Source organism: Burkholderia sp. FW306-1C-G01B (assembly GCF_058781685.1).
Map to the genome: position 1 here is coordinate 32,866 of NZ_JBYSWZ010000005.1, position 12,318 is coordinate 45,183.

The 12,318-nt window shown below is 59.7% G+C and carries 7 protein-coding genes; all 7 read right to left on the minus strand.

Annotation, left to right across the window (positions count from 1 at the left end; genetic code table 11):
* Positions 1-25: 25 nt before the first annotated feature.
* Positions 26-166 (minus strand): hypothetical protein, encoded by a 141-nt coding sequence (locus AC3WLY_RS11805; protein WP_208457402.1) that lies wholly within the window; start codon positions 164-166, stop codon positions 26-28.
* Positions 167-361: 195 nt separating this feature from the next.
* A complete protein-coding gene (locus AC3WLY_RS11810; RefSeq protein ID WP_492308359.1) occupies positions 362-838 on the minus strand; it encodes a hypothetical protein in 477 nt (158 codons plus the stop codon).
* 11 nt (positions 839-849) lie between these two features.
* Entirely contained in the window at positions 850-5,412 is a 4,563-nt protein-coding gene (locus AC3WLY_RS11815) for an RHS repeat-associated core domain-containing protein (RefSeq protein WP_492308358.1), read from the minus strand.
* Positions 5,409-6,698: a hypothetical protein gene (locus tag AC3WLY_RS11820; protein WP_492308357.1), complete on the minus strand. Its 1,290-nt coding sequence runs from the start codon at positions 6,696-6,698 to the stop codon at positions 5,409-5,411. Before AC3WLY_RS11820 ends, AC3WLY_RS11815 begins: the two co-directional genes overlap by 4 nt.
* A gap of 17 nt (positions 6,699-6,715) precedes the next feature.
* On the minus strand, positions 6,716-7,339 hold the full coding sequence (locus AC3WLY_RS11825; protein ID WP_492308356.1) for a hypothetical protein: 624 nt from the start codon (positions 7,337-7,339) through the stop codon (positions 6,716-6,718).
* 54 nt (positions 7,340-7,393) lie between these two features.
* Complete coding sequence (locus tag AC3WLY_RS11830; RefSeq protein ID WP_492308355.1) at positions 7,394-9,667, minus strand: type VI secretion system Vgr family protein; 2,274 nt, start codon at positions 9,665-9,667, stop codon at positions 7,394-7,396.
* Complete coding sequence (tssH, locus tag AC3WLY_RS11835) at positions 9,664-12,315, minus strand: type VI secretion system ATPase TssH (protein WP_492308354.1); 2,652 nt, start codon at positions 12,313-12,315, stop codon at positions 9,664-9,666. The genes AC3WLY_RS11830 and tssH overlap by 4 nt, the downstream gene beginning before the upstream one ends.
* Positions 12,316-12,318: the final 3 nt, after the last annotated feature.

Here is a 12,318-nt window from a genome sequence, read left to right on the forward strand (position 1 = left end):
GGCGGGGTGCCGGCGCGCAATGCGTTCACCGGTCGATCTGCCGGACCGTCAGGCCCAGCCGTTCGGCCGCGCGGCCAGGCTTCAGGCCCAAATCCACTACAGCCTGGATTACCTTCAGACGGTCGAGTTCTCGCATGTTCAATGTCACCAGTGCTGTTCGGTGCATCGCCGGCTCCATGATCTGACGGGGAGCCGGCAAGCTTACCGAGGTCCAAACGCGACATTTCAACTTTGCTCTTACACCAGGAAGTTCGATAATTCATGTTATGTAAAATTATATAAAGTCATACTATATCGTCAGATGTAGGTGCGCATGCAACCCCAGACGGGGAACAAGATTTTCACGGTATAGAACGGGGATCTATTCCTCTAAACTCATCACAAATTTCTTTTTTGCGTCTGCGGCGCTTGACTCGTCGTCTCGTTCAGAGAACTCTCGCAGCTTATTCATATGCTTGAATTCGAGGAATTCTGCAACTTCAGTGGCTATTGGATACAGGTCCGCATATATTAGGTCAACAAAAATTGACCCGATAAATTGTTGGTAGTTGTCTCCAATAACAGCCGCACTTTCATCGGAATAGTAGTACTCGACGAATTTCTTTATCTTCGTATCGAATGCGTAAACCACCTCCCGATTCATCTCAAAGATTGGAATGTAGTTTTCGGATTCTGGATTTTTCTTCAATATCGATTCCGCTATATTGAAATACCGGATGGGAGGGCGATATTGCTGTCTAAATCTAAAGGGTCCTTTGTTGTTTAATATGTCAATAACGGATGCCGGCAGGCCTAATTGTTCAATGGCTTGTAAGGAATCTTGTGCAGTCGTGTACATTTTGCATCTTCCTATTTCGTCGGAGCCAATGGGTGCGAATCGTCTAGGTCAATTTTGTGTCGAGGGTCGATTGGATTATAAGTCGGATGTGGGCCGGACGTCACTCTACTATGAATCAAGTCGTGAGTTGATTCGTCGACCGGGAAGAGGTGCCGTGGGTCCAGGGCGTGGAATGAATTGTCGCTCATGGGCCAGTTCCAATGATGAATTTCATCGAATGAATATCCGTCAAACGACTGTCCCGTACCGTGTTCGAAGTTGACTTTGTCAACAAACTTTGCGCGAATGGAATTAAATGCCGCTCGAGCTTGGTCGGTCGTTGGTGTTTTTCCCATTTCAATTGTTGATAGATATTCGCGCAATGCTTTTCCTGTTCGGCCGTTTCCATTGTATAGCTCTCTTGTCGAGTCCTCCCACATGCGAAGGAGTCGAGGGTCGTCGGCAATTGATTTGACGTTGAAGTCTTCCGGAGTGATTCGACCAAAATCAATTGGAGAGCCATTGTTCTGTAGGCTGTCGAGTGCGTCGTAAAGTGCGGCGCGACGTTCGTAGTCTTCTTCCGATAATGGCACGTCTGGGTCCGGATGATCATGTTCGAAATTTTGCAGTTCGTGAAGGATTGCTGCTTCTCGATGTGACCCGGATGCGTCTGGATCCGATATGTCAGAGATATCTTCTCGTGAGTCATGAAGCCCCAGAACGTCAACAGCAACAAGGGGGTTTGCGATGTAGGCATAGAGATTGACTCCACCGGCCTGCCCTTTCGGATCTGACTGTAGATATCTTCCGAGCACGGGACTATAGGATCGAAATCTATTGTAGTGTAGCCCTGTTTCGCGTTCGAGCCAATGCCCAGGCCAGCGCATGTCGTAGTTGATCGAACTTCCCAGGGCAACGTCAATCGCTCCATATGGATCAATATCGTTAGCCCACCATGCCAGTTCACCGTCATGACTTTCAATCCACTCTGGTAGGCCGACCTGATTTGAGATCACGTAGTACGCGTGCCCAGCTGCAGGTGAGGCATCAATGCTGGGGTATTCGATGAACATAAACGGCAGCAATGCTTCGTTGTTGACATAGGCAAATATTCGCAACCGCCCATTCGCCCCTATCTCTGCTGCCAAGCGGTTGCCATCCCAGTAGTAGTCTGTGCGTTCATCCCCCATCGTTTTTGCGACGCGTCGACATAATCCGTCATATTCCGCCGTCCACGTCTCGTCTCGATCGCTCCACCCTACCTTCACTAGCAGATCCATGCTGTCGTAGTGATAGGTTGTTCGACGATTGTTCTTGTCGATCTCTTCGGCCAAGTGATTCCGTTGGTTGTAGAGGAAGGCGCTCGTCGATGAACTGGCAAGCCGATTACCCTCGGTGTAACGCATCCACGTACATACTGGGGTTGATAATAGATTTCCACCATTATCGTATTCAAAGCGTCGCACCGGCCATCCATCGCGAGTCTCGCCGATCAGTCGATGAGTCGCGTCATAGTGGTACTCGGTGGTGCCGATCGCACTGTCGATCACGCGTCGTAGTTCCCCTGTCGCGCTGTACTGGTACTGCACAAGATGGACGCGTTTCGTATCGCCATCAGGCCAGACGAGCCGTCCTGTACGCCGACCTAGCCCATCGAATCCATAGAGAGTATTGGTGCCATTGCCCAAACGCAGCAGAATTTGTCCATTCGGGGTGCGTTGAAGAATGTGGGTGCCACCCGTAGGCGTGTGTATTCGCACGCTGTCTTCGGCCACTTCATAGCGCACTGTGAAGCGGCCGAGATACGTCATAGCGCTCTGATGGCGACCATCATAGACGTGATCGACACCTTTGCCGTCTCGCTTGTCGGTAGTGCGCTGGCCGAGGGCACTGTGCGTTATCTCTACATCGAACTTTTTTGTAGATGCCTTTGCGAAGCGACCATGGCGGTCATACGCGAAGCTATGCACTTCACCACTTGAAAGCACGCGCTTGCTGTACAGGCCATTGTTTCCTACCTCGAAATGCAGCAGCAAATTACCCGCGCCATCTCGTTTCTCGATCAGTCTGTCGCCATGGTCGTACGTGTATTTTTCCCGCAGCACCCCGTGGCGCCTAATACCGATGATGCGATCTTTGAGGTCGTAAATATAATTGCTTTCATTGCCGTTGGCGTCGACAACGGTCGATATTTTCCTTTTCGATGTATATTGAAATCGGACTGTATTACCCAACGGATCAGTTTTGCTCTCGCGCAGACTCCAGGACACGAAACTGTAGTGGTAATCCCGTCCGTCCTGGTCGTTGCGGCGAGAAAGATTTCCGCTGTCGTCGTAGCTTTGCTGTTCGGTGCGGCCGTATACGTCAGTGTGAGCAATGATTCTCCCGGCCTCATCGCGTTGCTTTACTGGCATCGCCATAGAAACATTGTTTACGAGGATCGTCTCAGCAAGGCTGGTGATTTCCGGGGCGAGCGATGATAAGTGCCGTGAGGTCTCTGGGTTGTCACCCCACTGCAGTCCTAGCGCTGTACTTGACACCTTGAGTGAAAGTGGATTCGGCAGATTCGGTGAGTCATCCTTGATGGGCCAAACATTAGCCCAGCGGTCAAGCCGACCCGTGTTACGTGTGAGGCTGTCGTAAAGCCAGAAAATCGCTTGCCCTCCCGAATCAATCTCGTTTTGAATGCGTCCATCTTTGCCGAGGACATACTCGGTTGTGCCACCGTACGGATCAACGACGCGAGTAATCGTGCCCACATCGTTATAGATAACAATCCATCTTCCGTCATCGCCCTCGGTGACTATGGTCCGGCCGAGCTCATACTGGAACCTGACGTGCCACATTCCGTCTTGACCAGTACTCTCAACACATCGCCCGTTATGATCGTAGCGATAGAAAAAAGCATAGTCGTTTGCATTTGAGGACTTCACCATGTGTCGACGTGAATCGTATTCGTAGGCGAAAAGTGCGTTTATCGCGTTCCGAAACGAACGTAAACAACCCACTGCGTCGTAGGTATACTGCGCAATCTGATTATTTCGACCATCCGAATTGGTCAGTAAAACTTCAACAATTCGCCCAACGTCGTCGATTTTCAAGGTGACTAGGCGGCGGACGTAGCCGCTTTGATCAGACTGAGTGATCCTCTTGATATATCCGTCGGTATGCCAGTCGAAGATGTTGCATATACCATTGAGATTTACGTTTACGCAGTGGGTGGTTCGACTTGCATCGTCATATCGTTCGAATATAATTTCGCCAACTAGGGCGTGCTGTACGATAAATCGCCGATTATTCTGTTGTTCAAGCACATAACCTTGACAGATGCCACGGTACGTACCATCTGCGCTTCTACTGAACGCGTAATCGGTCCCGCTTGGATTCGTATAAATCGCTTGTGTGCGCAGCAATTGCAGTTCGTGCTGCCACGTGTGCCGGAATCCGAAGCCTAGCGCGCCAGTGCGTTTGTTCCAGCCGCTGCAGTAGTGTCGCCCCCATTTGAATGGCACCACCTCGTCGGTCTCATAGTCTGTGAAATCGTTCTCGACCTCTCCAGTTACCGCGCAGACCGGCTCACCAAACATCTCACAGGCCAGTTTCTGCGCCCACTTCGACAACTTCGGTCGCACCTTCTTCCCGATTCCATGCTTCGCCCCATGCCACATCATCTGCGAGTCGGGTAGCGGAAACCCACCGATCAATACTGTTGGATCGCCTGCTAGCAGCGTACCCATACTCGGCTCGATACCGGGATCCTTGCCCATCAGATTGCTGAGCATCATGAACGCGAGATCGGCAGCCGTCTGCGCAGCCGTCATCGCGGCCGCCAAAGCCTCGTGATGCTTGATGTCACTGGCAGCGGTTGCCGCGCCGGACGCCGGACCGACCGCCGCGTTGCCAACCGACCATGCCTTGCCCGTCAGCCCCAGCGCCTTCGCCCGGCCCGTTACCTGAGCCGCCTCGCTTGCCACCTCCTCGCTTTTCTCCGCTGCGCTTGCCGCTTCGCCGCCCGACTTCCCCGCATGCCCCATCGGATTGCAGTGTCGCGTCATGTCGATGCCCATGCGCGCGGCACGCATTCCGCCGATGAATGTATTGCTCGACCCCGTCTGGATGTCGAAGTAAGGCGTCAGTCCGCCACAAGTCGGCGCGAAGCCAATGTCCAGCACCCGGGCGGCCGGAATACCGCCGATCAACACGCTCAGGCAGCCGGCGCCAATCGTCATGCCGGAACTCGGCAAAGGGAAGCCGCTACTCGGGGGATGACTGTGTGCATGCGGCGTACCCAGATGAGGCACACCGATGGTGGCAGCCGGCATCCCCGGTACCTTGTCGAGCAGCGGGATCTCCGCGATGCCGGTGTTGAGCAACTGCGATGGCATGCCCTGCAATGACGCGAGTGAATTCACACCTGCGCTGAGGTGATGCAGTACGCTACCGTCCGACGAGAACGTTTCCTTGAACGGATCGAAGGTCGACTTGACCGTATCGAGCAGGGAGTCGCACGCAGTGTCCGCCTTGGATTCCGATTGCGTCGTGTGACTCTCGGACGACTCTGATGCGCGCGTCAAGCGGCTTTCGGACTCACTCATTGGCGTGCCCGTTTATATTCGGCGTGAGCAGCCGGCGCTACTGTTTCACGCAGGCGAGCCATGTAAAGCGGATCCTTTTCCAGCTCGTACGCCCTCGCCTCGGTTTTCAGCCCGGCGTTTCCATAGAGCGACACGAGCCGATCCAGCACACCGATGCGCTGTCGTTCGCAGCCGAACCGCTCGCACAGGCCCTTCGCGGCGATCCAATTCTTCGCAGCCTCCGCTGCCTGGCCGCATGCCAGCAACGCGACACCGCCCTTCTCCATCGCCTCAATCTTCGTATGCACGAGCATCAACCTGCCGGCGGCGCCGCTCGCGAGATCGAAATAGGTCGCCGCCTTCGCATGCTCGCCTAGCGTGCTGCAGCAGCTTCCGGTCGCCATCAGCGCATTGAGCACGACCAGCAGATTGCGGCCATCGAGCGCGGCAGGAAGTGCGCGCAGGTACCAGTCCCGGGCATCGCTCGGCGATCCGTGGCGCAACGCCACATCGCCCAGGCCGTGCAACGCGACTGCGCAACCCGTCGAATCCTTTCGCTCCGCATGAAATGCAAAGAGCGCGTAATACTTGCGCTGCGCTTCGGGCAGCCTGCCATGCGCAAGATCGATCCCGGCAATCTGCATCAACGCGCTCATGCGCTGCTCGATCGGATGCGCAGCGTCGTTCGCCATGTCGACCAGATTGCGGGTTGCCTTCTCGGACGAGAAATCCACCGGTAGGATCAACACATGTTCTGCCTTTTTCTCGCGAGCGAGCGGAATCAGGCACGGATGCTTCCGGTCGTCGCGGATGCAGAACCGGTGGCCTTCCATCCAGTCTTCAAAGCCGTTCAGTGCCAGGCACTGCAGCATCAGCTTCGCAAAGCCGCCGAAGTCGCCCATTGGCGATGGCAACCAGGCCCAAACGACCTTGGTGCCTTCCGGCATCAGCGTGTGAACGTGCATGACGGCATCACGCAGCCGCTGCGCCGGCGCGTGCCTTGGGTCGGTACACGTCAACGGCAACGGCGACCAGCCTGCTTCTCCACGTTCGACGCGCGCGCGACTCTCTTCGTCGATCTGACGGGCGAGCCTCTCCATGCAAGTCTGGAGGTACATGTCGGCCGAATCGCATGGAAACGGGAAGATCAGGAAAATCGCATCGCCAACGCGCTCGTCGAGCGACTGCATCATCTTCAAAACCGGCACGACGTCGTTGTCGGTCGCTTCGATCAACAATGTCGGATCGTCAGGCTGATCGATGAACGTTTCGATCGACGATTCGATGGCTGAGAATTCGCGATGCATGACGTCAGGCCATCCTCTCAGTTCAGCCGAACGTAGCGGCTGCGCACGACGGTGTCGGCCTCGGTCCGGATGTCGACACCGCCACGGCCGCCTTCGAGTTCGAGTGTCTGCGCGCTCAATCTCAGCTTGCCGGCAACCTCGATGTTCACGTTCCGATTCAGCAGCGTCACGACCGGGCCGTCCGGCGACGCACGCACCTGCAACAACGGGCACCCTGACGCATCCGATATCTGCACGCACTTTTCCGCTTCAAGCGTGAGTGCCATCGCAGGCTCGACAACCGGTTCGACCGGCACGCCGGAACCCCTGCGCTTCAGCAAACCGGCGATCAGGTATTCAGGCCAATTCGCAGGCGATTGCAGCAGCACACGATCACCGATCTCAGGCTTCACACCATCCACGCATTCGAGCCAGTGCTCGCGTGTGCCGCCATCCTGCATCGACCATTTCACGCGAATCCGGCCCATCGCATCGGGGTGGTGCGTATCCGTCACTTCGCCGATCAATGTCGGTGAGTCGCGACGCTCGCTTGGCGGGGAGCGATCCGGCGTCGCGTCGTTGGCAAATAGCCGACGCAGTGCGTCGACCGTTTCCGCCTCGAGCGCTTCGTCGACCGTCATCTGATCCGATTCGTTTTCCATCGCACGTCTCCCATGCTTCGAATTCAATCGGCAGCCGCCAGGCGCGGCTCGAATTCAATTGATGTGGGCAATCGTTCCCTGGATCGTCACGCCCGAACCGTCGAGCGTGATCGAGCCGCCACCGGTCGCCAGGACGATCTTTGTCGCATTGACGTTGACGGTGCAGCTACTCTTACCATTGTCGATGTTGACCGTCGGCGCATGAAGATTGGCTGTCGACTTGCCGGAAAGATTGAGATCGTTCTCGCCGTAAATCGTCACGCCCGGTGCATAGCCCGAAATGTTGACGCCCTTGCCGTATCCGGCGATGACCACACCGCCATCCTGGCCGCTGATCCCGACACCGGTATCGCTTGCGGTTCCGCCGATGGAGACGCCGATGTTGTTCTTGTTGATCGACACACCGCTTTTTCCTGCATCCATGTCGATGTATTTGCCGGCTGCCAATGAAGCGACTTTGGCCACGTCTACGGAATGGTCGCCTGTATTGACTTTCGTCGCATACGACCCGGTACCGACGACATGCGTGCTGTTTCCTTCGACAAAGACGTCATGCGTGCCGGCGACCACCGCGAGGTTGTGATTGCCCTTCGTCACCGTATGCGAGCTATTGCCGTCAACCGTCACACTGCGATTGCCCTTCACCCCATGCGTCTCATCCACCCCGATCTGCGCGACCCGGTTCTTGCCGATATTCACCGTCTCGTTCTGCCCGACACTCCGTTGCCGGTTGTTCTTCACCTGCATCGTTTCGTCGTTGCCGACCGTATGCGTATGGTTGTTCCCGACGGAAAGCGTGTGATCGGCCTCCGTCTCCGCATCGAAGTTCCTTTCCGCATGCATCCAGAGTTGCTCGGCGCCCTTCTTGTCCTCGAACCGGAACGCATTCGCATGCTCGGTCGTCCCGCCCGGCGATGATCTCGACAGCATCCCGCTCTGCGTCGCACTCCCCGGCAGCCCCCACGGCGGCATCTTCTCGCCGTTATAAACGCGTCCCGTCACGATCGGCTCATCCGGATCGCCGTTCAGGAAATCCACCACGACCTCATCGCCCACACGCGGAATCTGCACGCCTCCAAACCCACCGCCGGCCCACGGGCTCGACACACGCACCCAGCACGACGAATCCTGATTGCTCTGCCCATACCTGTCCCAGCGGAACTGCAACTTCACCCGCCCATACTGATCGGTCCAGATTTCCTCACCCGGCGGCCCGACGACAGTCGCCGTCTGCGGCCCGTTGGTGCGCGGCCGCGGCGTCTCACGCGGCGACCGGTAAGGCAGACTCGACGGCTGCACGAGCATCATCGTCTGATGCACCACAGCCTCCGCACCCTGATCGCTCGCATACGCGTTCTCCTGAAAACGGTACTGACACCGCACGATCAGGTACTCGCGGTTCTGGTCGGCCCGCGGGCAATGCGCGAGCGTGAACAGATACCCCGGCGCGGCACCGCGCACATCCGTATCGGCACTCGCACGCTCGTGTTCTGCCTGCTGTTCCTCGAGCCTTACACGGCTGTAATGCGCGCCCGGCGCATCGTCGCGATAACCGCCCGGCCATTCGAACGTCGCAAAACTGTCGTGATCGTGTCCGCGCGGATCGACCTTCTGCGAGGAAAGATCGGCGCGCGGTTTCGTATAGTCGTAGTCGGTGGTCTGGTGCTTGCCAACGCGTACCTCCTGCGCAGGCAGCCAGCCGTCGATGTGCTCTTCGTCGGCGATCGCGGTGCGGTCGCGCGCGATGTACGGAATCGTCTCGTAGCCGGGCAGCGCCGTGTGCGACGACATCGCGTCGCTCAGCATCAGCGTATGCGTGTCCTCGGCATGCCGGAACCAGTAATAGATGCCCTCGAACTCCATCAGCCGCGACACGAATGCGGCGTCGGTCTCGTTGTACTGCACGCAATACGCGCGCGGCACATACGATTCGGCGAGGTGGTTCTCGATCGGAAAGCCGTACGTCGACAGCACTTCCTGCACGATCTCCGGCACGGTCTTGTTCTGGAAGATCCGGCAATCGGAGCGGCGCGTCGCGAGCCACAGCCACGGGCGCACGACCAGCTCGTAGCCGTAGTACCGCTCGGCACGCCTGCCGGAAAGCGATGCGCGCGCAACGATGCCGTTCAGGTAGCGCGTCGACTGGTCCTGCTGTTCGATCCGGACGGTCACCGGCTTGCCGAGCATGTCCTTCAGCGACAGGCTGTGACTGTCCGCAAGCGCCTCGATCCGGAATTCGAACAGCCGGCCGAGTTCGTCGCTGCCGTCGAGCGTGTGGAATTTCAGGTCGTCGCCGTGCGGGCTGTCGAGGGTGAATACGCGATTCACGTCGTTGCCTCCTCGTCGAACCGGTAAGCGAATTCCCCATCGGCCGCGCTCACTTCGATCGACGACAGCGCGCGGCCTCCGAGCGTGGCCTGCAGGATCGCGCGGCTGATGCGCGGCATCACGGTGTGCGTGAGGATCGCGTCGACCATCCGGCCGCCGGATTCGATCGTCCTGCAGCGCTCGACGATCAGCGCGGTCGCCGCGTCGGTGCAGCGCAGCCGGATGCCGTGATGCGCGTCGATCCGCTTCTCGATCCGCCGCAACTGCAACGCGACGATCCGCGCGAGCGTCGCATCGGTGAGCGGGTAATACGGCACGACGGTCAGCCGACCGAGCAGCGCGGCCGGGAACACGTCGAGCAGCGGCGCGCGCAGCGCATCGGCAAGCGTCTGCGTGTCGGGCAGGTGCTCGGAGTCGCGGCAGAGCTGCATCACGCGATCGGCGCCGACGTTCGACGTCAGCAGGATCACGGTGTGCCGGAAATCGATGTCGCGCCCCTCGCCGTCCTCCATCCAGCCCTTGTCGAACACCTGGAAGAAAATCTCGTGCACGTCGCGGTGCGCCTTCTCGATCTCGTCGAGCAGCACGACGCTGTACGGCCGGCGGCGCACGGCTTCGGTGAGTACGCCGCCCTGCCCGTAGCCGACATAACCGGGCGGCGCGCCCTTCAGCGTCGATACGGTATGCGCTTCCTGGAACTCGCTCATGTTGATCGTGATCGCATTGTGCTCGCCGCCGTACAGCGTGTCGGCCAGCGCGAGCGCGGTCTCGGTCTTGCCGACGCCGGACGGGCCGCACAGCAGGAACACGCCGTGCGGTTTCGTCGGGTCATCGAGCTTCGCGCGAGCGGTCTGGATCCGCTGCGCGATCAGTTCGACCGCATGCCGCTGGCCGACGACGCGTTCGCAGAGCGTATCGGCTAGCTTCAGCACGGCCTGCGTCTCGTCGCGCACCATCCGGCCGAGCGGAATGCCGGTCCAGTCGGCGACTACGGCCGCCACCGCGTGCGTGTCGACGGCGGGCAGCACGAGCGGCGCATCGCCCTGCACGTCGGCCAGCGCCTGCTGCGCGGCGGCGAGGTGCGCCTGGATATCGGCGCGCGTGGCGGCGTCGAGTTCGCGCGACGGATCGTCGTCGAGCAACGCGGCGCGCGATTCGACGATCGCCGCCAATGCGTTGCGTTCGGTTTGCCAGCGCACGTCGAGCTGGTCGAGCGCGGCTTGCGCGGCGGCAATGTCGGTGTCGATCGCGTCGCGTCGCGCGGCGTCGCCGGTGCCGAGCGCGCACTCGCGCGCGATTCGCTCCTGTTCGACGCGCAGGCTGTCGATGCGGCGGCGCGCGTCCTCGATCGGCGCGGGCACCGCGTGCTGGCTGACGGCGACGCGCGCGCAGGCCGTATCGAGCAGGCTGATCGCCTTGTCCGGCAACTGCCGGGCGGGGATATACCGGTGCGACAGCGTGACGGCGGCCTGCAGCGCGTCGTCGAGCACGAGCACGCGGTGATGGGCCTCGAGCTTCGCGGCCAGGCCGCGCAGCATCGTCAGCGCGGCCTCTTCTTCCGGCTCGAGCACGTGCACGAGCTGGAAGCGCCGTGTCAGCGCGGGGTCCTTCTCGATGTACTGCTTGTACTCGGACCACGTGGTCGCGCCGACCGTGCGCAGCAGGCCGCGCGCGAGCGCGGGCTTCAGCAGGTTCGCGGCGTCGCCGGTGCCGGCCGCCCCGCCCGCGCCGACGAGCGTATGCACTTCATCGATGAACAGGATCGCCGGCCGCTCGGACGACATCGCTTCGTCGATCACGCCGCGCAGCCGGCTCTCGAACTCGCCTTTCACGCTCGCGCCGGCCTGCAGCAGCCCGATGTCGAGCAGGTACAGCGCGACATCGCGCAGCGACGGCGGTACGTCGCCGGCAGCGATCCGCAGCGCGAAGCCTTCCGCGACGGCCGTCTTGCCGACGCCGGCCTCGCCGACCAGCAGTGGATTGTTCTGGCGGCGCCGCAGCAGGATGTCGACGATCTGGCGGATCTCGGCGTCGCGGCCGACGACGGGATCGATCTCGCCGGCCCGCGCGCGCTCGGTCAGGTCGACGGCGAAGCGCGCAAGCGCCGAGCCGTCGGCGGGCGCGGCGCGCAATGCGTTGCCAGCCTTCGTAGCCTGCGCGGCCGGTTGCGCCTCGGGCGAGCCGGCGACGATCGATTCGAGTTCGTCGGCGAGCAGATCAGGCACGATGCGCTCGAATTCGCGCGTGATCGCAATCAGCACGTTGCGCAACTGCGGCGTCTTCAGGATCGCGAGCAGCAGCACCGCGCCGCGAATCCGTGTCGCGTCGTACTTCAGCGTCGCATAGACCCACGCGCGTTCGACGGCGTCGTCGATGTGCACGGACAGGTCCGACACCGAGCCCGCGCCGCGCGGCAGCCGGTCGAGCGCGGTGACCAGCGCGCGGTCGATCACATCCGTGTCGATGTCGAAGCGGCGCAGCACGCGCTGCAGGTCGCCGTCGGGCCGCTGCAGCATCTGCTTGAACCAGTGCGCGAGTTCGACGTACGGATTGCCGCGCAGCCGGCAGAACCCGGTCGCCTGCTCGAGCGTCTCGTAGAGGAACGGATTCAGTTTTCCGAACAGGTTGACGCGGCCGATATCGGACATGAC

Bases quoted from the DNA above. Each gene is read 5' to 3' on its own strand.
- AC3WLY_RS11815 (WP_492308358.1), bottom strand. From the start codon at position 5,412: ATGAGTGAGTCCGAAAGCCGCTTGACGCGCGCATCAGAGTCGTCCGAG.
- AC3WLY_RS11825 (WP_492308356.1), bottom strand. From the start codon at position 7,339: ATGGAAAACGAATCGGATCAGATGACGGTCGACGAAGCGCTCGAGGCG.
- AC3WLY_RS11805 (WP_208457402.1), bottom strand. From the start codon at position 166: ATGCACCGAACAGCACTGGTGACATTGAACATGCGAGAACTCGACCGT.
- tssH (WP_492308354.1), bottom strand. From the start codon at position 12,315: ATGTCCGATATCGGCCGCGTCAACCTGTTCGGAAAACTGAATCCGTTC.
- AC3WLY_RS11810 (WP_492308359.1), bottom strand. From the start codon at position 838: ATGTACACGACTGCACAAGATTCCTTACAAGCCATTGAACAATTAGGC.
- AC3WLY_RS11820 (WP_492308357.1), bottom strand. From the start codon at position 6,698: ATGCATCGCGAATTCTCAGCCATCGAATCGTCGATCGAAACGTTCATC.